We start from the raw sequence: 23,625 nt of genomic DNA, 5'->3' as shown, positions 1-23,625 counted from the left end.
AGGTTTGCTGGGTGATGGGCCTCTGGGGGGTTTGAGGGGTGTGGCGCCCGTGGTCGGTTCGGGGCTGCCGGCAAGGAAGGTGAGAATGGACATCCCCGGGGGCGTGGGCGTGGGGGGCTTCGGCCTCGGGGCGGGGGTCCCCCGCCTGGGCTGGGTGCGTGTCCCCCGCCGCGAGCCGCTTGATACCCGCCGTTTCGCGGATCACGATGGCGACGACGGCGAGGATGCCGATCGCGAGCGCCGCCAGCGCCGTGTAACCAAGCCAGTCGGCGCGGGAAAAGAGGTCGCGGATCAGGCTGTCGGTCCACAGGCCGAAGGCGAGCGAAAGCAGGACGCCGAAAGCAGTTAGTGCGATCTTGGCAAAGGAGGTGCGCCGTTTGCGCGGCCCTGCGACCGGCAAGGGGGCGATATCCTTGTCCGAATTGATGAAGGGGTCGTCTTCGTCCGATGTGAGAACGATTTCGCCGCCGAAGCTTGCCGGCTTGCGGGCCTCCTGCTTCCTGTCCGTCTCGACGGGTCGCGGATCGTCCTCATAGGCAAAGGCGGCCGGTGTGCGGCTGGGCCGGTCCGAATCTCCAGAAGCGGGTTTGCTCATGCGAGGCGGTCTCCAAACAGAAACTGCATGGCCCGGTCGAGCCGGATATGCGGGACCGAAAGCTTGATGCCGCTGCCGGTTTCCTCGAGCTGCGGCGGCCGGAAGCGCACAATGTTCACATCCGGCAATTGGACATCGCGGCTGGCAGATTCAATGCCGTCGAACAGTCTTTCGGGGTCTTGCGGAAGGTCGCCCGGGAAGATCGCCGTCTTCCTCATGCCGTCGAAGCGCTCGCCGGCGATCGTTTCGCCATCGATGGGCGTGCCGACGATCACCGGCAGATCGTGGCCGTCGCGATTGACGGTCGCCTCCCGCGTGGCGCGCACCGAGGCAAGCGCCATGACGTCGATGCCGGCGCCTGTCATTCCGATCCGGTGGATGGCGCGCTCGACAAGGCGGCGCGTCAGCGCATCGAGGCGGTCGTGGCTTTCGTGGTGCAGATGATCGGCTTTCGTGGCGGCCACGAGAACGCGGTCGATCCGGCGGCCGAGGAGCGACGAAAGCAGTGAGTTCGTACCGGGACGGAAGCAGGCAAGCACATCCGTCAACGCGCGCTCCAGATCCTGGATCGCCTCCGGGCCGCGGTTCATTGCCTGCAGCGCGTCGACGAGAACGATCTGGCGGTCGAGCCGGGCAAAATGTTCGCGGAAGAAGGGTTTGACGACGACGGATTTGTAGGCCTCGTAGCGGCGCTCCATCATCGCCCAAAGCGAACCTTTGGGCGGTTTGCCTTCGGAAGGCAACGCGAGCGGCGCGAAGGTGAGCGCGGGGGAACCTTCAAGGTCGCCGGGAAGCAGGAAGCGGCCGGGCGGCAATGTCGACAGCGAGCGCTCGTCGGCCTTGCAGGCTTTCAGGTAATCGGTGAAATCCGTCGCGAGATCGCGCGCCTGCATCTCATCGGCGGGCGCCTTGACATCGCTCGCTACGGTCAGTGCCATCCAGCCGCGAGAAAGTTCCGCGCGGATGCCGCTGCGGGCGAGCGCCAGCGTCTCCTCGCTGAAGGTCCGGTAGTCCTTGCCCAGCAGCGGTAGATCAAGCAGCCACTCTCCGGGATAATCGACGATATCGATCGAGAGACGGCCGGGCGAGAACAGGCGGTTCCAGCCACTGGCGCTCTGATAATCCAGCGTGATGCGCAGTTCGGATATGGCGCGGGTCGAATCCGGCCAGACGCGGTCCTTCACCAGCGCCCGGATATGATCCTCGTCCTGGAAACGTGGCACGGCGTCATCCGGCTGATGTTCCAGTCGCACGGCCGACACCCGGCCGGACTGAACCGGCTCGAAAAGCGGCAGCCGTCCGCCATGCAGCAAAGTATGGACGAGGGACGAGATGAAGACCGTCTTACCGGACCGGGAAAGCCCGGTGACGCCGAGGCGGATAGTCGGTTTGACGAGACTCGAGGCGCGGTCTGCGAGGTTGTCGAGCGCGATACGCGCGTCGCCGGTAAGGGATGTCAGGCTTGGCGGCAAGGCGGAATTCCGATTGTCAGTGCTCAAGCATATAGGACGTGGATGCTGTCCGAAAAAGAAGCGGCGCCAAAGACGTCAGTCGTGCACGAAGTCGGTAAGCTTCCACCCTGCAGACGCGCCGTCGAAATCGAGGACTGCAAGGCCCGCCGTGGGAAAGCCGTCCGGCAACGCACGGAGCAGGGCATCGTGACCGATGAGCGCTTCAAGCGTCTGCTCGGTTGTCGGGTTGTGACCGACAAGCATGACGGAGCCCACGGTCTGGCTGTCGATGATATCGAGGTAGACCTCGGGGGTGGCGTTGTAGAGTTGGTCGACGTATAGGATGTCGAGCGACAATCCCATAGCGCGATGCACGGCGCCCGTGGTCTCGCGGCAGCGCCTCGCAGTGGAGCTTATCAAAAGCTCCGGCCGGTAGCCTTTGTCGGCGGCGCGGTCTGCCACGAGTTCCGCTTCGTCATAGCCCTTTTCATTCAAAGGCCGGTCAAAATCCCGTTCGCCGGGCTGCGCCCAGGCGGCTTCTGCATGCCGCAACAGATAGATTCGTGAGGGCGAAGGCAAGGTTGCGGTCATAGAAGATTCCACGAGCGAAGGAGCCTTTTCAGTAGCGTCCGTGGATCACCGCCGTCAACCGCATCGGCATGGCGATGGCGCAAAACAGTAAGCTCAACACGCGTTCTTGAACGGGAAGCAAAAACCAGCATTGCTAATAGTGGTGCGAAAATAGTCTGTTAGCTTAAAAATGTAACAGATTTAAAAATCTGTTTACCTGTCGTATTTGGCTTGAACCCGCGATAGCGCTTGGGATATACACCCCGCCATATGAGATGTTCTTCAGGAGAATCGCGTTGAGTGAGAAGATCGATCTTAGCAGCTACGTTCCCTCGGAAGACGAGGAATTCATGAACGCAAACCAGCGGGCTTACTTCAGAGCCAAACTTGTTGCCTGGAGAAATGATATCCTTAGAGAAGCGCGCGAGACACTCGATCATCTCGCAGAAGAAAGCGCCAACCATCCGGACCTCGCGGATCGAGCCTCTTCCGAAACGGACCGGGCAATCGAACTTCGCGCCCGCGACCGCCAGAGAAAGCTGATTTCCAAGATCGATGCAGCATTGCAGCGGATCGAAGACGGCACCTATGGCTACTGCGAGGAAACCGGCGAGCCGATCGGCATCAAGCGTCTCGACGCACGTCCGATCGCAACGCTGTCGATCGAGGCGCAGGAGCGCCACGAGCGGCGCGAAAAGGTTTATCGCGACGAGTGAGCTTTTCAGAGTTCTTCGTAGAAATTAAAGGCACCGCCGTCTGCGGTGCCTTTTTTCTTGCGAGAGCTTTCCTGCAGGCAGGGCGGCTTACTTTTCGCGATTGACGCTCATTTCACCAAAGATGCGGGCCACTTCCTTTTGAAGGTCGGCATCGGCGCCGGTGATCGGTGCCATGTCCGGATCGCGGCGCTGCGGGTTGGCGGGCTGTGGCGGAACCGGGCGGGCAGGGGCGTTCGCAGCGGGAACAATGCGCTGCGCCGCAAGCGTATTGTTCATCTCCTCCTGAAGAATGCGCTCGAAGTCGCTGGGCGCTGCCTTCGACGTGGTAGCAGCGTCGCCGGTCACGACAGGTATGCCTTCGGCAACGGTCGGAAGGCTCTGTGCTGGCGGCGTCGAGACCTGCGGCTCCATCCGCTGCTGCGGCAGAACGCGCTGGCGCGCCGCGTCGAGGATGTCGGCGGCGTTGGCTGCCTCGAACACGGGGGCGGCGGCGGGCCGCTCCGCCGGCCTCGAAATGATCGGCGGCAAAGCAGCAGGGCTGGCAGGCTCCCGCTCGATTTTTGCCGCCACGGCCGATGTTGCCGCAGACGGCACCGCGGGCTCCTGTTCAGCGGGTGCTACTGCAGGAGTGATTGCTACGGGATGCAGACGCGGCTCGACGGCAGGCGCGGGGGCTGGAGCCGGAGAATAGGGTTCGTCAGGTTCCGGTTCGCGCTCGAAAGCGGTGACCGGTCTTGCCGGCTTGACAGGCGGCTCTTCGGGCGTCGAGACGACAGGCTCCGGCGGGGCTAAGGGCGCTATGAATGCGGGGTCGGAACCCTCATCTGTATCCTGCAGGATGCGGCTTTCGATAACGATGTCGGTCGGACCACCGATCATGATCAGATGCTCAACGTCGTCACGGCGCACAAGCACCAGCCGCCGGCGCGTATCGACGGCTGCGGCATCCAGCACCTGCAATCGCGGCTGACGGTTCTTGCCGCCGCGTACAAAGGGTGAGGGCGCTCGGCTGCGGAGGATCCACAAGATACCGATCAGGAGCACCAGCGCGATGCCGACGCCGCCCGCTGCGAGGAGGAAACGGCTGCCATAGGCGCCCATTACTTCGTCGAACATAATCTTCTACTCCGGTTGCCGCGTTCGCCATAACATGACGGCTTTTCAGCTCCTTAGGCAATAGGCAGCCTGATTGTCCAGTCATGTCCGAACGCCAGGACATGTTTCTGCGGCGCGCTTGGTTGTCGAAATTGGCGCCGTTCGTTGTGAATTCAAGCATTCTTGGCTCTTCACAGTGTTTTTGCGGACGCAGCAACTTGCTAAGAAGGAACGATCGCCTGATTCCTGCTTTGTCTTGAGATTATAAGCGAATGTTGGACAGGCTCATGTGAGGAATAGATGACGACACCACGTCAGGCTGACGACTACAATGCCCCGATCGTGGATCGCGGAGGACGCTCGGGAACGGCTGTTCGCATCATTCTTCTGGCGCTTGTGCTTGTCGCAGCCGCAGGCAGCTTCGTGTACTTCAAGGATTCTCTCGAAAACGAGATGGTCCTCGGCGTGCTGGGCGTGCTGGCCATGGTCGGCATCTTCTTCCTCGTTTCCTCGGTGATCGGCTTCATCGAGGTCATGCCCCAGCGGCAATCGGATAGTCTCGCTAGGTCATTTCTCAACAGCCATCCGGACGGTTCGCTGATTACCGATGGGAAGGGCCGGATCATTTACGCCAACGCGGCCTATGGAAAGCTGACCGGCGCCCGCAAACCGACCGAAGTGCAGACGCTCGAAGCGCTGCTTTCGCGCCACCGAGAATCGAACGAGGCGCTTTACCGTCTGTCGAACGGGCTGCGCGAGGGCAAGGAAGGCCAGGAGGAATTCCGTCTGCTTCGGACCCTTGGCCCGTCAACGAACAATTCTGGCGCTCACTGGTACCGTCTCAAGGCGCGAACCCTGCGAACCGAGGAAGGTGCCGGCAAGCCGCTACATATCTGGCAGATCAGCGACATCACCGCCGAGCGCGATGACCAGGAGCGCTTCTTCAAGGAACTGCAGAACGCGATCGATTACCTCGACCATGCGCCGGCAGGGTTCTTCTCGGCAGGGCGCAAGGGCGAGATTTTCTACCTGAACGCAACACTTGCCGAATGGCTGGGGCTCGATCTCACGAAGTTCGTGCCGGGCTCGATGACGATCGGAGATCTTGTGGCAGGAGGCGGGCTGGCACTGATCCAGTCGGTGCAGGCCGAGCCTGGTCTCAAGAAAACCGATACGCTCGACCTCGATCTTAAGAAGGCGAACGGACAGAGCCTGCCGGTGCAGATCATACACAGCGTGACTTCCATGCGCGACGGTGCGCCGGGCGAGAGCCGGACGATCGTGCTCAGGCGGCAATCGGGCGGCGAGAACGAGCAATCCGCTTCTGCCGCGGCGATGCGCTTCACGCGCTTCTTCAACAACACGCCGATGGCGATTGCCTCGGTCGACGGCGACGGTCGGATCCTGCGCACGAATGCGCCATTCCTCAAGCTCTTCTCCGGCATCGTTTCGCGCGATGACGTCGAAAATGGCGCAGCGCTCGAAGTCATCCTTCAGGAAAGCGATCGACAGAGGCTGAAAGATGCCCTGGTTGCGGCAAGGGATCGCCAGGGCGATATCCCGCCGATCGACTCGCGCATGCCGAACGATGAAGCGCGTCATTTCCGTTTCTACGTCAACGCAGTCATCGACCAGAGCGACGAGGCGCCGGAAGAGGCCGCGATCGTTTATGCCGTCGAGATGACGGAGCAAAAGGCGCTGGAAGCGCAGATGGCGCAGACGCAAAAGATGAATGCGGTCGGCACGCTTGCCGGCGGTATCGCGCACGACTTCAACAACGTGCTGACGGCGATCCTGTTGTCTTCCGACCATCTGCTGCTGCAGGCGCGGCCGTCCGATGCAAGCTTTGCCGACCTGATGGAAATCAAGCGCAATGCGAACCGCGCCGCGGTTCTCGTCCGCCAGCTGCTTGCCTTCTCGCGCAAGCAGACGATGCGTCCGACGGTATTGAACCTCACGGATGTCGTCGGCGACCTGCGCATGCTTGTCGACCGGCTGTTATCCGGCACCAACGTCAAGCTCGATGTCGAATACGGCCGCGATCTCTGGCCGGTGAAGACTGACCTGTCGCAGTTCGAGCAGGTGCTGATCAATCTTTGCGTCAATGCGCGCGACGCGATGCCTGAGGGCGGCAAGCTGACGCTGCGCACCCGCAACGTGACGGCGGCGGAAGTGGCCGATTTCAATTATTCCTACATGCCGCATGAGGACATGGTGCTGATCGAGGTGGCCGATACCGGCACCGGCATTGCGCCCGACATCATGGACAAGATATTCGAGCCCTTCTTCACAACCAAGGAGGTGGGCAAGGGCACGGGTCTCGGGCTGGCGATGGTCTACGGCATCGTCAAACAATCCGGCGGCTATATTCAGCCGGAATCCGAAGTCGGGAAGGGAACGACCTTCCGGGTCTTCCTGCCGCGCCACGCCATTGACGCGGCTGTCGCCGCCGAGGCGGACGCTGTTGCGGCAGCCGAGGCCGGTGCGGCTGCACAAATGCCGGCCGCAGCTCAGCCGGAGCAACCGGAAGACCTGACGGGCAACGCCGTCATTCTGCTCGTAGAGGACGAGGAAGCGGTGCGCCGCGGCGGCAAGCGCATGCTGGAAACGCGCGGCTACACCGTGCACGAGGCGGGCTCAGGCGTCGAAGCGCTCGACATCATGGACGAGCTGGACGGCAAGGTGGACATCGTCGTTTCTGACGTCGTCATGCCAGAAATGGACGGGCCGTCGCTGCTGCGCGAATTGCGCAAGCGGTATCCGGACCTGAAATTCATCTTCGTTTCCGGCTATGCGGAAGACGCTTTCGCCCGCAACCTGCCTCCGGACGCCAAGTTTGGGTTCCTGCCGAAGCCCTTCTCGCTGAAGCAGCTCGCCGTCGTCGTCAAGGAAACCCTGGAAGGCGAGTAGGGGAGGCGGCAAGCCTTCCCGTCAAAATCTCAATCGTCGAGCGCCACGGCAATTTCTGCCGCCAGGCGGGCATTGTTCTCGACGAGCGCGATATTTGTCTGCAGGCTCCGTCCGTCGGTCAGATCGAATATCGTGCTGAGAAGATAAGGTGTCACGGTCTTGCCGCTGATTTCGTCGCGCTCGGCGCTGTCGAGTGCGCGCTCGATATAGATCTCCATCTCCTCGCGCGGAATTTCATCTCCTTCCGGAACCGGATTGGCGATCAGCATGCCGCCCTCGATGCCAAGCTGTTCGCGGGTGATCTGGAAATTGGCGATGGCGGCCGGGCTGTTCAACGTCAACGGGCTGCGCAGGCCCGAGGAACGGGACCAGAAGGCCGGGAACTCGGCACTCTCGTAGGTGACGACAGGAACGCCGCTGGTCTCCAGCACTTCCAGCGTCTTGGGGATATCGAGGATCGCCTTTGCGCCGGCGCAGACGACGATGACGCCGGTGCGGGCAAGCTCCTGAAGGTCGGCCGAGATATCGAAGCTCTCTTCGGCACCGCGATGCACGCCGCCGATGCCGCCGGTCGCAAAGACCTTGATGCCGGCGCGGGCAGCGGCGATCATCGTGGCAGCTACCGTCGTGGCACCGGTGCGGCGCTCGGCGATCGCGAAGGCGAGATCGGCGCGCGAGACTTTCATCACGTCCTTTTCCTTCGCGAGCTTCTCAAGCTCGTCCGGCTCCAAGCCGATGTGCAGGACGCCGTGAATGACGGCAATCGTTGCCGGAACGGCACCCTGCTCGCGGATAATCGCCTCGACACTGCGAGCCATTTCGATATTGCCGGGGTAGGGCATGCCATGACTGATGATCGTCGATTCAAGCGCCACCAGCGGCGCGCCGCGCTGCTTTGCAGCTGCAACCTCCTTGGAATAGGAGACCGGCAGGAGGGGGGAGATCGGTTTCGTCATTGTCTCTTCCGTTTCATCGATGTTGCCGCTTCAATGCAGAATTTTGGCACGCTGAACAAGGGCAAGGGTTTCGGCAAGCAGTTCCGCGGAGAGTTTTTCGTTAACGGCATAAGGCGACTGGACCGTGAGTGCAGCAGCGGCCACGCCGTGCCGCAGGGCTTCCTCGAGCGGCAGATCCTGCATCAAGGCAAACAGGACGCCGGCTGCAAGCGAATCTCCGGCGCCAGTTACGTCGGCAATGGTCTCGACCGACGGCGGCTGCAGGCAGAAGGTGCCCCCCTTGCCGAAGGCGATCAGTTCGCGCTGCCCGCGCGTAACGACACCGCTCTTCAGGCCTATATCACCGAGCAGTGACACCCAATCCTGCGGCTTGTCCGGGCATTGGCCGGTCAGGGCTGCGGCCTCCGCCTCGTTGAGGAAGAGATGGTCGATACCGCATATGCAGGGCTTGAGCTTGACCACCTTTGCCGGCGAGATGGCAATCGCGGCCACGGCTACGCCGAGCGAATTGGCGCGGCTGACGATCGCCACGATCGTCTCTTCCGGCAGGTTCGCGTCGAAAAGGATGAGGTCGTTTGCGGCAAAGGCTTCGCGCACCCAGCGGATCGCCAGCCGGCGCGGGACGAAATAGCGGTAAAGCTCCATGTCCGCGAGCGCGATCACCAGGTTGCCGTCCCGCTCCAGAATGGCCGTGTAGCTCGGGGTCTTGCGATCGAGAAAGACGAACGGCCGGTCGTTGACGCCGGCTGCATAAGCCGCCTCCGTCACCATCTCGCCTGCCGGATCGCCTCCGCGCGGCGAGATCATGGTGACGTGAGCGCCGAGCCGTGCAAGGTTTCTCGCAGCATTGAAGCCGCCGCCGCCCGGCTCCTCGAACCAAGCGCCCGGGTTGCTGGCGCCTGGCGCCGTCTCGCCGGAAATGCGCCCGCGCCGATCGATATGTGCGCCGCCCAGAACGAGGATTCTTTTCATCGCCCTGAATGCTCCCAGCCGATGGAGGAAACGAATCGTAGCAGGGCGCCGGATGCGGCAGCCTTGGCGTGACGCCTCCTAAGGCGTTGCTTTACATTGATAAAACATATATAGAACACGGGCTGTTTTACCTTTTTCTTTCAATTGTTTGGGCACCTATTGTGCGCTTGGAACATATAGGGTACAAACCAGACATTGCTCAAGCGGCTTCAATAACCTAAAGGTGGATCGGATGTCTCAAAATTCATTGCGGCTCGTAGAGGACAAATCGGTGGACAAAAGCAAGGCGCTTGAAGCGGCACTCTCACAGATTGAGCGGTCGTTCGGCAAGGGCTCGATCATGAAACTCGGCTCCAACGAGAATGTTGTCGAGATCGAAACTATTTCGACCGGTTCCCTCAGCCTCGATATCGCGCTCGGCATCGGCGGTTTGCCCAAGGGCCGCATCATCGAGATCTACGGACCCGAAAGTTCCGGCAAGACGACGCTTGCGTTGCAGACGATCGCCGAAGCGCAGAAAAAGGGCGGCATCTGCGCATTCGTCGATGCAGAACATGCGCTCGATCCGGTCTATGCCCGCAAACTCGGCGTCGATCTCCAGAACCTCCTGATCTCGCAGCCGGATACCGGTGAGCAGGCGCTCGAAATCACCGATACGCTGGTGCGCTCCGGCGCCGTCGACGTTCTCGTCGTCGACTCCGTTGCAGCGCTGACACCGCGCGCCGAAATCGAGGGCGAGATGGGCGACAGCCTTCCGGGCCTGCAGGCGCGCCTGATGAGCCAGGCGCTGCGCAAGCTCACGGCGTCGATCTCCAAGTCGAACACCATGGTCATCTTCATCAACCAGATCCGCATGAAGATCGGCGTCATGTTCGGCTCGCCCGAAACGACGACAGGCGGCAACGCGCTGAAGTTCTACGCCTCCGTCCGGCTCGACATCCGCCGTATCGGCGCGGTCAAGGAGCGCGAAGAGGTTGTCGGCAACCAGACCCGCGTCAAGGTCGTCAAGAACAAGATGGCGCCTCCCTTCAAGCAGGTGGAATTCGACATCATGTATGGCGAGGGTGTCTCGAAGACTGGCGAATTGATTGATCTCGGCGTCAAGGCGGGCATCGTTGAGAAGTCCGGTGCCTGGTTCTCTTATAACAGCCAGCGCCTCGGCCAGGGCCGCGAGAATGCCAAGCTCTTCATCCGCGACAACCCGGATCTCGGCCGCGAGATCGAGATGGCGCTTCGGCAGAATGCGGGGCTGATTGCTGACCGATTCCTGCAGAATGGCGGGCCGGACGCCAACGATGGCGATACAGACACGGATATGTAATTTGCAGCTTCAGTTTTGATGTATCGAAACCGGCCGCATTCCTTGATCAGAATGCGGCCGGTTCTCTTTGTCTGCTGGACAGTGGTTAATGCGGACGATAAAAGCCACTGGATTTGAGTTTGACCTGCCCTTGGGCAGCATTGAAGGGCATAGCATGAGCGGCGTGAACGATATCCGGTCGACCTTCCTCGACTATTTCAAGACGAACGGCCACGAGATCGTGCCGTCGAGCCCGCTCGTGCCGCGCAACGACCCGACGCTGATGTTCACCAATGCCGGCATGGTACAGTTCAAGAACGTCTTCACGGGCCTGGAACAGCGCCCCTACCGGACGGCATCGACGGCGCAGAAATGCGTCCGCGCCGGCGGCAAGCACAATGACCTCGACAATGTCGGCTATACCGCGCGCCACCATACCTTTTTTGAGATGCTCGGCAATTTCTCCTTCGGCGATTATTTCAAGGAACGGGCGATCGAGCTTGCCTGGAACCTGATCACCAAGGAATTCGGTCTCGACGCCAAGCGCCTGCTGGTGACCGTCTATCACACGGACGACGAAGCCTTTAACCTCTGGAAGAAAATCGCCGGGCTTTCGGACGAAAAGATCATCCGCATTCCGACCAGCGATAATTTCTGGGCGATGGGCGATACCGGCCCTTGCGGCCCCTGCTCGGAGATCTTCTACGATCACGGCGATCACATCTGGGGCGGCCCGCCCGGATCTCCGGAGGAAGACGGCGACCGCTTCATCGAGATCTGGAACCTCGTTTTCATGCAATATGAGCAGTTGACGAAGGAAGAGCGCGTCGACCTTCCGCGCCCCTCGATCGATACCGGCATGGGACTTGAGCGCGTGGCGGCCGTGCTGCAGGGCAAGCACGACAATTACGATATCGATCTCTTTCGCGCGCTGATCGAAGCTTCGGAGGAGGCAACAGGCGTCAGGGCCGAGGGTGAGCGCCGGGCGAGCCACCGCGTCATCGCCGACCATCTGCGCTCCTCCGCATTCCTCATTGCCGATGGCGTGCTGCCGTCGAACGAAGGCCGCGGCTACGTGCTGCGCCGCATCATGCGCCGGGCCATGCGCCATGCGCAACTGCTGGGGGCCAAGGAACCGCTGATCTGGAAGCTGCTGCCGGCACTCGTCCAGCAGATGGGTCGCGCCTATCCGGAACTCGCACGCGCCGAAGCACTGATCTCCGAGACGCTGAAACTCGAGGAAACCCGTTTCCGCAAGACGCTGGAGCGAGGCCTTTCGCTGCTTTCCGACGCGACGACGACGCTCGGCAAGGGCGATATGCTCGACGGCGAGACGGCATTCAAGCTCTATGACACCTACGGCTTCCCGCTCGACCTGACGCAGGATGCGCTGCGGGCCCGCGAAATCGGCGTCGATCTCGCCGGCTTTACCGATGCGATGGAGCGTCAGAAGGCCGAAGCCCGCTCGCATTGGGCAGGCTCGGGCGACAAGGCGACCGAGACCATCTGGTTCGAACTCAAGGAGAAGCATGGCGCGACCGAATTCCTGGGCTACGACACGGAGACCGCCGAAGGCGTCATCCAGGCGATCGTCAGGGACGGTGCCGCCGTGGCGTCCGCCTCGGCCGGCGACAAGGTGCAGATCGTCGTCAACCAGACGCCGTTCTACGGCGAATCCGGCGGCCAGATGGGCGACACCGGCATCATCAGCTCGGATCATGCGAAAGTGGAGATTACCGATACGCAGAAGAAGGGCGAAGGTCTGTTCGTGCATTCAGGGACTGTCGTCGAAGGTTCGCTGAAGGCCGACGAGGCCATCGCGCTGACCGTCGATCATGCACGCCGGTCGCGCCTGCGCGCCAATCACTCGGCAACGCACTTGCTACATGAGGCGCTGCGCGAAGTGCTGGGTACGCATGTGGCGCAGAAGGGTTCGCTGGTTGCGCCCGAACGCCTGCGTTTCGATGTTTCGCATCCGAAGCCGATCACCGCCGAAGAACTCAAGGTCGTTGAGGATATGGCAAACGAGATCGTGCTGCAGAACGCGCCGGTAACGACGCGGCTGATGAGCGTGGACGACGCGATTGCCGAAGGTGCGATGGCGCTGTTCGGCGAGAAATACGGCGATGAAGTGCGAGTCGTCGCTATGGGGCAGGGCGTTCGCGGCACGAAGGCCGGCAAGCCTTATTCGATCGAACTCTGCGGCGGCACGCATGTCGCCGCGACTGGTCAGATCGGGATTGTGCGCATCCTTAGCGAAAGTGCCGTCGGCGCGGGTGTCCGCCGCATCGAGGCGGTTACCGGTGAGAATGCCCGCGAATATCTGGCCGAACAGGACGAGCGTTTGAAAACGCTTGCTTCGTCGCTGAAGGTTCAGCCTGCCGACGTGCTTTCGCGCGTCGAAGCGTTGATGGACGAGCGCCGCAAGCTCGAGCGGGAACTTGCCGATGCCAAGCGCAAGCTTGCCATGGGCGGCGGGCAGGGCGGCTCGACGGACGCGGCGCGTGAGGTTGCCGGCGTGAAATTCCTCGGCAAGGCGGTCACCGGCGTCGATCCGAAGGATCTCAAAGGGCTTGCCGACGATGGCAAATCAAGCATCGGTTCGGGCGTCGTGACGCTGATCGGCGTTTCTGACGACGGCAAGGCAAGCGCAGTCGTTGCCGTAACGCCGGACCTGACGGCGCGGTTCAGCGCCGTCGATCTCGTGCGCATCGCATCTGCTGCCCTTGGCGGCAAGGGCGGCGGCGGCCGGCCGGACATGGCACAGGCGGGTGGCCCCGACGGCTCCAAGGCCGACGAGGCGATCGAGGCGGTGGCGGCAGCACTTGCTAGCTGATTTCATCTGACGGCGAGGTTCGAAAGGCGGGGCTGGTCCTCCGCCTTTGTATGGGTGCCCCCCCGTGATCGGCACGCAATTCCGCAGGATTTGGCAAATCGGGTTATGGTTTTCTGCAGCCGATCGATTTGCACGAGGCTTTGACATGAATGGCGACGGCATGGGCACTTTATAAAAACCGCCTGTGGCGAGTTTCGGCCTGTATCCACGATCATCTCGACGAGGATCCGGATATAGTGCGCCTTGCCGAAATCGCCTGCATGTCGAGCTATCACTGGCACAAGATTTATCGCGCGATTTACGGCGAGACGCTGGCGGCGCCGTCAATCGGCTGCGGCTGCATCGCGCTGCGGCGATATCGTCTGCACGGATCTCACTGTCGGCGAGATTGCGAAGCGATCCCGCTATCCCAATCTCCAATCCTTTAACCGCATCTTCAAATCCGTCTACGGCATGCCGCCAGCGCGCTACCGGAAAGAGGGAAGCCATAAAACCTTTGACCCCTCACCTTTCGGAGAGACAGCGGCCATGTTCGACATAACCTTACGCAAGATAGTGCCGATCGAATTGAACGGCGTTGTCCATACAGGCTCCTCTTTGCAGATCGGCAAGGCGTGCGAGACGCTCTTCGGCGCGCTCCATGCCCGCGGCCTGGCAAAACCGGAGATGCGGATGATCGGTGTCTATTGCGACGATCCGGATATCGTGCCGGCGGAGAATCTGGGCTCCATCGCCTGTGCGACTGGCGGGTCAGGCGGACCGATTGAACCCCCTTTCGAACGGCGGACGATCGACGGCGGCGAACATGCCGTTCTCCGCCATAAGGGACCCTACGCCGATATGCACAGCGCCTATCAATGGCTCTAGGCGGAATGGCTTTCCGAAATCGGGCAGGCAGATTAAGGACGGCGCGATGTTCGAGGAATATCTCAACAATCCCCGCGACGTTCCGCCGACCGAATTGCTGACGGATATCTACATGCCGCTCGCATGACGCCTACTGCATCTGCTTCATGACTTCATCGTCCAGCGCGGTGGCTCGCCTGTAGCCTTCGCGGTTGGTCACGCGACCAAGATAATCCGCGAAGGCCTGGCGCTTTTCGAACGTGCCGAAGCCCATCCCCCAGCCGATATGCGAACCGACGTAGACATCGGCGGCCGTGAAGCGGTCGCCGGCGATATAGGGCGAGGCGCTGACAGCTTTTTCGAGCGTATCCATGACGTCGCCGAAGCTGCCGTAACCAGCCATCCTGCTTTTTTCGGCGGGCGTCACAAAGCCGAGTGCACGGTTCGTGGCAGCGGCTTCAAGTGGGCCGGCGGCGAAGAACATCCATCGGTAATAGCTGCCGCGTTCATTCGGTCTTGGAGCGAGCTCCTTTTCCGGAAAGGTCTCGGCGAGATAGGCGCAGATTGCGGCGCATTCCGTGACGACCGTATCGCCATGCCGTATCGCCGGCACCTTACCCATCGGGTTGACGGTCAGGTATTCCGGCGCCTTCATCGTGCCCCCGAAGGTCATGATTTCCGTGCGGTAGGGAACGCCGGTCTCCTCCAGCATCCAGCGGGCGATGCGGCCGCGCGACATCGGGTTCGTATAGAATACCAGTTCCTCCGCCATGTTCTCCTCCTCTTGTTCTTAATTTCGGTTTAGCGTGCGCCCAAGCAAAATCAAGCCTTCTGCTCAAAGCGCCTTGCGGTACTGGATGAATCCGGAGCGTTCGGCGATCTGGTCGTAGAGGCGCCGCGCCGTCGCATTGGTCTCATGTGTCATCCAGTAGAGGCGTCCGGCGCCGTTATTACGCGCAAGGTCGGCAACGGCCTCGATCAAGGCCGCTCCAGTTCCAAGGCCGCGCTGGTCGGCTTCGACATAGAGGTCCTGTAGATAGCAGGTCCATTGCGGCAGCCAGCAGGAGCGGTGGAAGATGGCGTGCACGATCCCGGTGAGGCGGCCATCGCCGTCGAAGGCGCCCAGCGCGTACATCTCTTCGGCCCGATCGTGGAAGCGGCTCCAGGTCAGGTCGGTGGTCTCCGGCGGAATGACGACTTCGTAGAAGCACTGGTAGGCGGCCCACAGAGGCTCCCAGGCGGCGCGGTCAGAGGCCTGCAGCGGGCGGATGGTCGTGGTCATTCTGGCGCTCCCCATTCTGTCGCTGAAATGAAAACGGCGGGAAGAGCCCGCCGTTTCGTTGTTCGATGTCTTCGGGCGCCTCAGGCGCCCATGGCTTTTTGGAGGTTGGAGTCGATCTTGTCGAGGAAGGCAGTGGTCGAGAGCCACGGCTGGTCGGGGCCGATCAGCAGTGCCAAGTCCTTGGTCATGAAACCGGCTTCGACGGTGTCGACGCAGACCTTTTCCAGCGTTGAGGCGAAGCGGGCGAGCTCGGCATTGTGGTCGAGCTTGGCGCGGTGCGCGAGGCCGCGGGTCCAGGCGAAGATCGAGGCGATCGAGTTCGTCGAGGTCTCCTGGCCCTTCTGGTGCTGGCGGTAGTGGCGGGTGACCGTGCCGTGTGCGGCTTCGGCTTCGACCGTCTTGCCGTCCGGCGTGAGCAGAACCGAGGTCATCAGGCCGAGCGAACCGAAGCCCTGGGCAACGGTGTCGGACTGGACGTCGCCGTCATAGTTCTTGCACGCCCAGACGTAACCGCCGGACCACTTCAGCGCCGAGGCGACCATGTCGTCGATCAGGCGGTGCTCGTAGGTGATGCCGGCTTCCTTGAACTGATCCTTGAACTCGGTCTCGTAGACTTCCTCGAAGATATCCTTGAATCGGCCGTCATAGGCCTTGAGGATGGTGTTCTTCGTCGAAAGGTAGACCGGCCACTTTCGCATCAGGCCGTACATCATCGAGGCGCGGGCGAATTCGCGGATCGATTCATCGAGGTTGTACATGGCCATGGCAACGCCGGCACCCGGCGCGTTGAAGACTTCCTTCTCGATGACCTGGCCGTCTTCGCCGACGAACTTGATGGTGAGCTTGCCCTTGCCGGGGAACTTGAAGTCGGTTGCGCGGTACTGGTCGCCGAAGGCGTGACGGCCGACGACGATTGGCTTGGTCCAGCCCGGAACGAGGCGCGGAACGTTCTTGCAGATGATCGGTTCGCGGAAGATGACGCCGCCCAGGATGTTGCGGATCGTGCCGTTCGGGCTCTTCCACATTTCCTTGAGGCTGAATTCCTTCACGCGGGCTTCGTCCGGCGTGATCGTCGCGCACTTGATGCCGACGCCGTATTTCTTGATGGCATTGGCGGCGTCCACCGTGACCTGATCGTTGGTCGCGTCGCGGTTTTCGACCGAGAGATCGTAGTAGTCGATGTCGAGGTCGAGATACGGATGGATCAGCTTATCCTTGATGAGCTGCCAAATGATGCGAGTCATTTCATCGCCGTCGAGATCGGCGACGGGATTGGCGACCTTGATCTTCTTCATGTATCTGCCTCGTAAGCTGGATGGGGACGCAGGTCCCGGGTGGGTGACGAAAAAATCCCGAGCGCTATAGCATTGCGAGCCGGGAACGCAAAGCCGCAAGCGCCGTTCAAGGCGCATTTTGGCGTGCCTTTGCCAAGTCTGAAGATTCGGCTAGTGTCCGTCGCTATTGCCTTTCGAACCGGATATTTCATTATGAAGACGATCGCCCTTCTGTTTCTCGCCGTCGTTGGTCTTCCTGGCGTCTGCGATGGAGCGGAGATTCCGGCCCCGGTGCAGGAAATCATCGATGCGACCGTCAAGAATTGGTCGGGCAACGACACCGAATGGATTGATATCTTCGGCCCTGGAAAGCTCGACAAACTCTACAGCAAGGATTTTGTCGCGAAATATCATGAGGCCGAGAAGCACCCGGCGATGGAGGAGGGCATCTCGCCCTTCGACTACGACGTGATCGTCAACGCCCAGGACGCATGCCCGCTCCAAGACCTGACGCTGACACCCCAGACGGCTGCCGACGGGAAGGAGGAGGTCGTCGTCAGCTTCCGCAAGATGGCCTGCGGCGATGCCCCGGAGGCGCAGACCATCTCAAGCGTGCGTTTCGAGATGGTCATTGATGGCGGCAAGCCACTGATTGACGACATCATGATGGAGAATGCCGACACAAAGGAAATGCCCTCGCTGAAGGCGGAAATGGTTGCAATCGCCAAGGGCGAGTGAAGGCGACGTCCGATTTGATCGGCTGCACCCCGAACTGGTCTATCCTAAGGCATGGGCCTTGCCGTTTCGGTTGTGCAAAGCTATTCCCCGCATGAAAGCAAGGACGGCATTCATGGCAGGCACGAACAGCGAACGTAAACTTTTGGCCGAAGGACCGGTCATCATTCTGGTCGAGCCGCAGATGGGCGAGAACATCGGCATGGTGGCGCGAGCGATGGCGAATTTCGGCCTTGCCGAATTGCGCCTCGTCAATCCGCGCGACGGTTGGCCGAACGAGAAGGCACAGGCCGCCGCCTCGAAAGCCGATCACGTCATCGAAAGCACTAAGGTTTTCGAGACGCTGGAGCAGGCGGTCGCCGACCTCAATTTCGTCTATGCGACGACGGCGCGCGAACGCGATGGCTTCAAGCCGGTGCGGTCCCCGGTGGTAGCCGCCGAAACGCTGCGGGCGAAATTTCGCTCGGGCGAGGGCACGGGCATCCTTTTCGGCCGTGAACGCTGGGGCCTGACCAACGAGGAAGTGGCGCTCGCCGACGAGATCGTGACCTTCCCGGTCAATCCCGCCTTTGCCTCGCTGAACATCGCGCAGGCTGTGCTTCTGATGTCCTACGAGTGGATGAAATCCGGCATGGAGGATAAAGGCACCGTGCCGTTCCAGGCGACGTCGCAGACGCAATCGACGAAGGAGCAGCTCTTCGGCCTTTTCGACCAGTTGGAAGAGGCGCTAGAGGCACGCAATTATTTCCATCCTGCCGGGAAAAAGCCGAAAATGGTAGACAATCTGCGTGCAGTCCTTTCGCGCCGCGCCTTCACGGAACAGGAAATCAGCGTGCTGCGCGGTGTGATATCCTCCCTTGACCGCTTCTCGCGCAAGTATCCGCGCGGAAGCCGGCCGCCTGCAGACGCCAAGGAACAGCCAAAAGATGACATCAGCGGCGAATGAGCTGAAACCGGTCTTGATCTTCGATTCCGGTATCGGGGGACTGACTGTGCTCCGCGAAGCCCGCGTGCTGATGCCGGAACGCGGCTTCATCTACATCGCCGACGACGCGGGATTTCCTTATGGTGGATGGGAAGAGCAGGCGCTGAAGGAGCGTATCATCACGCTTTTTGGCAGGCTGCTCGGGGAATATGATCCGGAAGTCTGCGTCATCGCCTGCAATACCGCCTTCACGCTGGTCGGTGCCGATCTGCGCGCCGCCTTTCCGCAGAAGACCTTCGTCGGCACGGTGCCTGCGATCAAGCCCGCCGCCGAGCGGACGCGTTCCGGCCTCGTCTCCGTGCTTGCCACGCCCGGCACGGTCAGGCGCGCCTATACGCGGGATCTGATCCAGTCCTTCGCGCAGCAATGCCACGTACGCCTCGTGGGTTCGGAAAACCTGGCGCGCATGGCGGAGGCCTATATCCGCGGCGACGCCGTCTCGGACGAGGCCATCATGACGGAAATTGACCAGTGCTTCGTCGAAAAGGACGGCCGCAAGACGGACATCGTCGTGCTTGCCTGCACGCATTATCCCTTCATGGCGAACCTTTTCCGGAGGCTTGCGCCATGGCCCGTGGACTGGCTTGATCCGGCGGAGGCAATCGCTCGGCGGGCGCGCAGCCTTGTGCCGCAGGTAGCCGATGGCGTTCACCCCGACAATTTCGACTTTGCGGTCTTCACCTCCGGCAATCCGGATTTCGCCACAACGCGCTTGATGCAAGGCTTCGGGCTGACAGTCAGGTGACGCTTCCGGTACTCAATCGTGATAGGATACTGTGCACGATCGGATCAACCTCGAAGGTGGGCGTGCAATGGCGACGGGCGAAGACTTGCGGCGCATCGCGCTATCGCTGGCGGGGACGGTCGAGGCGCCGCATTTCGATCGAATGGCATTCAAGGGCGCGCGAATCTACGTCACACTCGCCGCCGACGGCCGGACGGCAAACTTCAATTTCACGCCCGACGAACAGCAATTCAAATCGATGATGTTGCCGGACGCCTTCTCGCCGGTGCCGAATGCCTGGGGCAGGCGGGGCTGGACGGCCACCGATCTGTCGCGACTGAGCGAGGAGGATCTCGAGAATGCATTGCGCATGGCGTGGGCGCATGCGCAGCCTGGGAAGCCGGCCCGGCGATGAACGCCCGACCGCGTAGGCAAAATATCCGCATTCGCTGTGGGTTTTGCAAACGCGTGGGCGAAATGTCCGGAAATCTTTGATAGACGGAAGCGCGCCGTTTCGGGACAATGGCGCTTCGCATCATTGAGTCTCATCTGATAGGTCATTGCATTGCAGGTTGGTATCGATATGGGAATGGCGTCAGGGAACACCCCGGCGACGCTCGATATCGAGGAGCTTCTGGCGACCCGTCTTCTCGTTCAGGGCAATTCCGGCTCCGGCAAGTCGCATCTGCTGCGACGCCTGCTTGAGCAGTCCGCGCAATGGGTCCAGCAAGTCATCATCGATCCGGAAGGCGACTTCGTCACGCTCAGCGACCGATTCGGCCACGTCGTCGTCGATGGCGAACGGACCGAGGCTGAGCTTGCGGGCATTGCCAACCGTATCCGCCAGCATCGCGTTTCCTGCGTCCTGACGCTCGAAGGTCTCGACATCGAGCACCAGATGCGGGCTGCTGCCGCCTTTCTGAACGGTATGTTCGATACCGATCGCGAATACTGGTACCCGGTGCTCGTCGTCGTCGACGAGGCACAGATGTTTGCCCCGTCGGTTGGTGGCGATGTTTCCGAAGACGCCCGCAAGATGTCGCTGGGTGCCATGACGAACCTGATGTGCCGCGGCCGCAAACGCGGGCTGGCGGGGGTGATCGCCACGCAGCGCCTCGCGAAACTTGCAAAGAACGTTGCGGCGGAAGCCTCGAACTTCCTGATGGGCCGCACCTTCCTCGACATCGACATGGCGCGTGCCGCCGACCTTCTCGGCATGGACCGGCGCCAGGCCGAAATGTTCCGCGATCTGAAACGCGGCAACTTCGTGGCCCTCGGTCCGGCACTGTCTCGCCGTCCGCTGCCGATCCAGATCGGTGCCGTGGAAACCTCAGCGCGCTCGTCGAGCCCGAAGCTGATGCCGCTGCCGGATGCACCGCGGGATGTCGAGGATCTGATCTTCACGCCTTCCCCTGAGGAATTCCAGCGGCCAATCATGCGCCGAACGGCACCGGCGCCACGGCCGACGACGGACATCCTGGCAGAACTTTCGCGCTCCGCGCCCGCTGCGACGGCAGCGCCTGCCGAGCCGCGTGCAAACCATCCGGATCTCTCCACCGAGGAGCGCGAGGAACGGCTTTCGGCCATGCTTTTGGAAATCCTCGACGATCCGGCTTCGGGTTTCCGGACGGATTCTGTACTCTATCAGGAATTCCTGGTGCGGCTGCGGATGCGCCGCGTGCCCGGGCCGCCGATGTCGCTTCCGGATTTCCGCCGGCACGTGGCAATCTCGCGCTCGGGCGTCGATGCCGCAACGGCCGCGACGGAAGGGTGGGCGACGGCGCTGTCGCTTTCAACCAGCGTGACCGACGATCTGCAGGGCGTGTTCCTGATGCTGGCCAAGGCCGCGGTCTGCGGCGAGCCTTGCCCCTCCGACGCCCGGATCGCGCGTGCCTACGGCACGCATTAGGCTCGCCGGGCCAGGCGTCTCCTCGGCTATTTCGAGGAGCAGGGCACGATCGTCGTGCACACTGATTTCGCGGGCAAACGCATCGTGGCGTTTCCGGATATGAACTGCCAGACTGCGCCGGGCGATGCGAATGCGCCTGATGATGCGCGACAAGCGGCGGAATGACGCACAGCTAAGCTTCAATCAGATGGAGGCTTCGACACCGCCGATGACGGCATCGGTATCGGTGCGTCGGTCGAACTTGCAAGTTAGCCGCCGTGTCGGCCGCCTATCCTAACAGAATGTATCTATTATCTGTCGGGACGACGGTAAGCGATTCGGTCTGAAAAGAGGTTATCCAGATACTGACCGCCTCCGGCCAAAACTGCTCGGATGAGATTCTAGCTCGGCTGGCAATTCCACAACATCAGCGGAGAATTCGTGCGGTCGGGATGCCGGGGATTGGAAATAATTCTTATGAGGCCACTTTGTGTAATTGCACGTGTGGCCCAACCAACCTGAGAAATTTCGAGCGACCGATGTGCGGGCATTGTGATGTTCGCGATAGCGATCAACGAGCAGCTGAATATAGCGATAAACGCGATATCCCCCAACGCGCTCCGCTGTTGACATTTTCATGACGAGCCCCTAAAGACCGCGTGAGCACCGGGCAGCAATGTCCGGTGTTTCATTTGACATGTCCCGTGGATTTGTCCTGTTCGCGTAATAGGATAGTCCTGTCGGGCTTTCGGAAGAAAGCCAAAGGAGGGCGTGTTTCCTTCGCGCGGTTTGGAAACAAACCGTCCTAACACTCTGAAAGGAAATACGATGAGCAAGCGCGAATCGTCCAAGTACAAGATTGACCGCCGTATGGGCGAAAACATCTGGGGCCGTCCTAAATCCCCGGTGAACCGCCGCGAATACGGCCCGGGCCAGCATGGTCAGCGCCGCAAGGGCAAGCTTTCCGACTTCGGTGTGCAGCTGCGCGCCAAGCAGAAGCTGAAGGGTTACTACGGTGACCTGCGCGAGAAGCAGTTCCGCGCGATCTTCGACGAAGCCAACCGCCGCAAGGGTGACACCTCGGAGAACCTGATCGGTCTTCTGGAGTCCCGTCTCGACGCGATCGTCTATCGCGCCAAGTTCGTTCCGACCGTCTTCGCTGCCCGCCAGTTCGTGAACCACGGCCACGTGACCGTGAACGGCGTCCGCGTCAACATCGGTTCCTACCGTTGCAAGGCCGGCGACGTCATCGAAGTTCGCCAGAAGTCGAAGCAGCTCGTAACCGTTCTGGAATCCATCGGCCTCGCTGAGCGCGACGTTCCGGAATACATCGAAGCTGATCACAACAAGATGGTTGCGACCTTCGCACGCGTTCCTTCGCTCTCCGACGTTCCGTATCCGGTCGTCATGGAGCCGCATCTGGTGGTCGAATTCTATTCGCGTTAATCAACGCGAGGCGTTTTCGCATACGGAAAAGCCGCCTCCTGGGCGGCTTTTTTGTTCTCTGGAGAGAAGCCATGGTGGATTTGCAGGCTGTCCTCGACAGCATCTACAAGGAGCTGACCCCCCGCATCGGCGAGGGCAAGGTCGCGGACTATATCCCTGAGCTTGCAAAGATCGATCCGCACCAGTTCGGCATGGCGGTCGTGACGGTCGATGGCAAGATCTACCGCGCCGGCGATGCCGGCGTGCCGTTCTCCATCCAGAGCATTTCCAAGGTCTTCATGCTGACCTTAGCGCTCGGCAAGGTCGGCGAGGGACTCTGGAAGCGCGTCGGGCGCGAACCTTCCGGGTCAGCCTTCAATTCCATTGTCCAGCTCGAGCATGAGCACGGAATCCCGCGCAATCCCTTCATTAATGCCGGGGCAATCGCCGTCACCGACGTCGTGATGGCCGGTCATGCGCCGCGCGAGGCGATCGGCGAACTGCTCCGCTTCGTTCGCTATCTGGCGGACGACGAGTCGGTGACGATCGATGAGAAGGTGGCGCGCTCCGAGACGCAGACCGGATACCGGAATTTCGCGCTCGCCAATTTCATGCGCGCCTACAAGAATATCGATCATCCGGTCGAACATGTGCTTGGCGTCTATTTCCATCAATGCGCGCTGTCTATGAGCTGCGAGCAATTAGCAAAGGCCGGGCTGTTCCTTGCAGCCCGCGGCAGCAATCCCATGACCGGCCATTCGGTCGTGTCGCCGAAGCGCGCGCGGCGCATCAATGCACTGATGCTCACCTGTGGCCATTACGACGGCTCGGGCGACTTCGCCTATCATGTCGGCCTTCCCGGCAAGAGCGGCGTCGGCGGCGGCATCTTCGCCGTTGCCCCGGGGGTCGCCTCGATCGCCGCCGGGTCGCCGGGTTTGAACAAGGTGGGCAATTCGCAGCTCGCGGCCGTGGCGCTGGAAATGCTTGCAGCGCGCACAGGCTCGCCGGTTTTCGGCGGTTGACGCTTCGTAGACGCATCGCTCTCTGCTACGCCCGCGCCATGGG

18 protein-coding genes and 3 pseudogenes are annotated in these 23,625 nt (G+C 61.3%); 12 read left to right on the top strand and 9 right to left on the bottom strand.

All coding sequences use genetic code 11. The features are described 5' to 3' along the window. From C9413_RS07000 to C9413_RS06990, 3 genes and pseudogenes are all read right to left on the bottom strand, one after another. Nucleotides 1-595, bottom strand: a pseudogene (locus C9413_RS07000) (TIGR01620 family protein); the annotation flags it as partial. Continuing rightward, nucleotides 592-2,067 carry a YcjX family protein gene (locus C9413_RS06995; RefSeq protein ID WP_170250306.1) on the bottom strand — a complete coding sequence of 492 codons (1,476 nt, stop codon included), beginning with the start codon at nt 2,065-2,067 and terminating at the stop codon, nt 592-594. The pseudogene C9413_RS07000 and the gene C9413_RS06995, both read right to left, overlap by 4 nt. 75 nt (nt 2,068-2,142) lie before the next feature. Further along, nucleotides 2,143-2,637 (bottom strand): histidine phosphatase family protein, encoded by a 495-nt coding sequence (locus C9413_RS06990; RefSeq protein ID WP_039845042.1) that lies wholly within the window; start codon nt 2,635-2,637, stop codon nt 2,143-2,145. A 275-nt stretch (nt 2,638-2,912) separates the two neighbouring features. Here C9413_RS06990 and dksA point away from each other — a divergent pair, with 275 nt between their 5' ends. After that, complete coding sequence (gene dksA, locus C9413_RS06985) at nt 2,913-3,332, top strand: RNA polymerase-binding protein DksA (protein WP_028739636.1); 420 nt, start codon at nt 2,913-2,915, stop codon at nt 3,330-3,332. 87 nt (nt 3,333-3,419) lie between these two features. On the opposite strand, the gene C9413_RS06980 is transcribed toward dksA, so the two are convergent. Next, a complete protein-coding gene (locus C9413_RS06980) occupies nt 3,420-4,448 on the bottom strand; it encodes a flagellar biosynthetic protein FliO (protein WP_170250305.1) in 1,029 nt (342 codons plus the stop codon). A gap of 279 nt (nt 4,449-4,727) precedes the next feature. On the opposite strand from C9413_RS06980, the gene C9413_RS06975 reads away from it, so the two are divergent. Continuing rightward, on the top strand, nt 4,728-7,337 hold the full coding sequence (locus tag C9413_RS06975; RefSeq protein ID WP_170250304.1) for a PAS domain-containing sensor histidine kinase: 2,610 nt from the start codon (nt 4,728-4,730) through the stop codon (nt 7,335-7,337). A 29-nt stretch (nt 7,338-7,366) separates the two neighbouring features. Here C9413_RS06975 and C9413_RS06970 read toward each other — a convergent pair whose 3' ends face one another. Both C9413_RS06970 and C9413_RS06965 read right to left on the bottom strand, forming a co-directional pair. Continuing rightward, the gene (locus C9413_RS06970; RefSeq protein WP_039845039.1) at nt 7,367-8,293 is read right to left on the bottom strand and encodes a pseudouridine-5'-phosphate glycosidase; all 927 of its coding nucleotides are present in this window, start codon (nt 8,291-8,293) and stop codon (nt 7,367-7,369) included. 30 nt (nt 8,294-8,323) lie between these two features. Continuing rightward, complete coding sequence (locus tag C9413_RS06965; RefSeq protein ID WP_039845038.1) at nt 8,324-9,265, bottom strand: carbohydrate kinase family protein; 942 nt, start codon at nt 9,263-9,265, stop codon at nt 8,324-8,326. Nucleotides 9,266-9,497: 232 nt separating this feature from the next. Here C9413_RS06965 and recA point away from each other — a divergent pair, with 232 nt between their 5' ends. The 3 genes and pseudogenes from recA to C9413_RS06950 all read left to right on the top strand — a co-directional run bounded on the left by recA (nt 9,498) and on the right by C9413_RS06950 (nt 14,395). Beyond that, nucleotides 9,498-10,586 carry a recombinase RecA gene (recA, locus tag C9413_RS06960; protein WP_028739637.1) on the top strand — a complete coding sequence of 363 codons (1,089 nt, stop codon included), beginning with the start codon at nt 9,498-9,500 and terminating at the stop codon, nt 10,584-10,586. A gap of 154 nt (nt 10,587-10,740) precedes the next feature. Beyond that, nucleotides 10,741-13,401, top strand: coding sequence for an alanine--tRNA ligase (alaS, locus tag C9413_RS06955; RefSeq protein WP_039845037.1), 2,661 nt, complete (start codon nt 10,741-10,743; stop codon nt 13,399-13,401). 149 nt (nt 13,402-13,550) lie between these two features. Then, nucleotides 13,551-14,395 (top strand): annotated as a pseudogene (locus tag C9413_RS06950) (AraC family transcriptional regulator). 3 nt (nt 14,396-14,398) lie between these two features. Here the strand turns inward: C9413_RS06950 and C9413_RS06945 are convergent. The 3 genes from C9413_RS06945 to C9413_RS06935 form a co-directional block, all read right to left on the bottom strand. Beyond that, nucleotides 14,399-15,019, bottom strand: coding sequence for a glutathione S-transferase family protein (locus C9413_RS06945; protein WP_039845036.1), 621 nt, complete (start codon nt 15,017-15,019; stop codon nt 14,399-14,401). A gap of 63 nt (nt 15,020-15,082) precedes the next feature. Continuing rightward, entirely contained in the window at nt 15,083-15,529 is a 447-nt protein-coding gene (locus tag C9413_RS06940; protein WP_039845035.1) for a GNAT family N-acetyltransferase, read from the bottom strand. A gap of 80 nt (nt 15,530-15,609) precedes the next feature. Beyond that, complete coding sequence (locus C9413_RS06935) at nt 15,610-16,824, bottom strand: NADP-dependent isocitrate dehydrogenase (protein WP_170250303.1); 1,215 nt, start codon at nt 16,822-16,824, stop codon at nt 15,610-15,612. Between the two features lie 192 nt (nt 16,825-17,016). Here C9413_RS06935 and C9413_RS06930 point away from each other — a divergent pair, with 192 nt between their 5' ends. The 7 genes and pseudogenes from C9413_RS06930 to C9413_RS06900 all read left to right on the top strand — a co-directional run bounded on the left by C9413_RS06930 (nt 17,017) and on the right by C9413_RS06900 (nt 23,582). Then, entirely contained in the window at nt 17,017-17,541 is a 525-nt protein-coding gene (locus C9413_RS06930; protein ID WP_039846780.1) for a hypothetical protein, read from the top strand. Nucleotides 17,542-17,653: 112 nt separating this feature from the next. After that, the gene (locus C9413_RS06925; RefSeq protein WP_039846779.1) at nt 17,654-18,484 is read left to right on the top strand and encodes an RNA methyltransferase; all 831 of its coding nucleotides are present in this window, start codon (nt 17,654-17,656) and stop codon (nt 18,482-18,484) included. Next, a complete protein-coding gene (murI, locus tag C9413_RS06920) occupies nt 18,465-19,268 on the top strand; it encodes a glutamate racemase (protein ID WP_039845033.1) in 804 nt (267 codons plus the stop codon). Before C9413_RS06925 ends, murI begins: the two co-directional genes overlap by 20 nt. 67 nt (nt 19,269-19,335) lie before the next feature. Then, a complete protein-coding gene (locus tag C9413_RS06915) occupies nt 19,336-19,662 on the top strand; it encodes an MmcQ/YjbR family DNA-binding protein (RefSeq protein WP_170250302.1) in 327 nt (108 codons plus the stop codon). A 150-nt stretch (nt 19,663-19,812) separates the two neighbouring features. Next, nucleotides 19,813-21,321 (top strand): annotated as a pseudogene (locus C9413_RS06910) (ATP-binding protein). A gap of 642 nt (nt 21,322-21,963) precedes the next feature. Continuing rightward, nucleotides 21,964-22,581, top strand: a complete 618-nt coding sequence (rpsD, locus tag C9413_RS06905) for a 30S ribosomal protein S4 (protein ID WP_039845030.1) — start codon at nt 21,964-21,966, stop codon at nt 22,579-22,581. Between the two features lie 71 nt (nt 22,582-22,652). Further along, complete coding sequence (locus tag C9413_RS06900; RefSeq protein WP_170250301.1) at nt 22,653-23,582, top strand: glutaminase; 930 nt, start codon at nt 22,653-22,655, stop codon at nt 23,580-23,582. Nucleotides 23,583-23,625: the final 43 nt, after the last annotated feature.

The organism is Rhizobium sp. SEMIA 4085, assembly GCF_013004495.1.
In the GTDB taxonomy this organism is placed as follows: domain Bacteria; phylum Pseudomonadota; class Alphaproteobacteria; order Rhizobiales; family Rhizobiaceae; genus Rhizobium; species Rhizobium gallicum.
This window is presented reverse-complemented; position numbering and strand designations above follow the sequence as displayed.

Bases quoted from the DNA above. Each gene is read 5' to 3' on its own strand.
- C9413_RS06990 (WP_039845042.1), bottom strand. From the start codon at position 2,637: ATGACCGCAACCTTGCCTTCGCCCTCACGAATCTATCTGTTGCGGCAT.
- C9413_RS06980 (WP_170250305.1), bottom strand. From the start codon at position 4,448: ATGTTCGACGAAGTAATGGGCGCCTATGGCAGCCGTTTCCTCCTCGCA.
- C9413_RS06975 (WP_170250304.1), top strand. From the start codon at position 4,728: ATGACGACACCACGTCAGGCTGACGACTACAATGCCCCGATCGTGGAT.
- C9413_RS06970 (WP_039845039.1), bottom strand. From the start codon at position 8,293: ATGACGAAACCGATCTCCCCCCTCCTGCCGGTCTCCTATTCCAAGGAG.
- C9413_RS06965 (WP_039845038.1), bottom strand. From the start codon at position 9,265: ATGAAAAGAATCCTCGTTCTGGGCGGCGCACATATCGATCGGCGCGGG.
- recA (WP_028739637.1), top strand. From the start codon at position 9,498: ATGTCTCAAAATTCATTGCGGCTCGTAGAGGACAAATCGGTGGACAAA.
- alaS (WP_039845037.1), top strand. From the start codon at position 10,741: ATGAGCGGCGTGAACGATATCCGGTCGACCTTCCTCGACTATTTCAAG.
- C9413_RS06945 (WP_039845036.1), bottom strand. From the start codon at position 15,019: ATGGCGGAGGAACTGGTATTCTATACGAACCCGATGTCGCGCGGCCGC.
- C9413_RS06940 (WP_039845035.1), bottom strand. From the start codon at position 15,529: ATGACCACGACCATCCGCCCGCTGCAGGCCTCTGACCGCGCCGCCTGG.
- C9413_RS06935 (WP_170250303.1), bottom strand. From the start codon at position 16,824: ATGAAGAAGATCAAGGTCGCCAATCCCGTCGCCGATCTCGACGGCGAT.
- C9413_RS06930 (WP_039846780.1), top strand. From the start codon at position 17,017: ATGAAGACGATCGCCCTTCTGTTTCTCGCCGTCGTTGGTCTTCCTGGC.
- C9413_RS06925 (WP_039846779.1), top strand. From the start codon at position 17,654: ATGGCAGGCACGAACAGCGAACGTAAACTTTTGGCCGAAGGACCGGTC.
- murI (WP_039845033.1), top strand. From the start codon at position 18,465: ATGACATCAGCGGCGAATGAGCTGAAACCGGTCTTGATCTTCGATTCC.
- C9413_RS06915 (WP_170250302.1), top strand. From the start codon at position 19,336: ATGGCGACGGGCGAAGACTTGCGGCGCATCGCGCTATCGCTGGCGGGG.
- rpsD (WP_039845030.1), top strand. From the start codon at position 21,964: ATGAGCAAGCGCGAATCGTCCAAGTACAAGATTGACCGCCGTATGGGC.
- C9413_RS06900 (WP_170250301.1), top strand. From the start codon at position 22,653: ATGGTGGATTTGCAGGCTGTCCTCGACAGCATCTACAAGGAGCTGACC.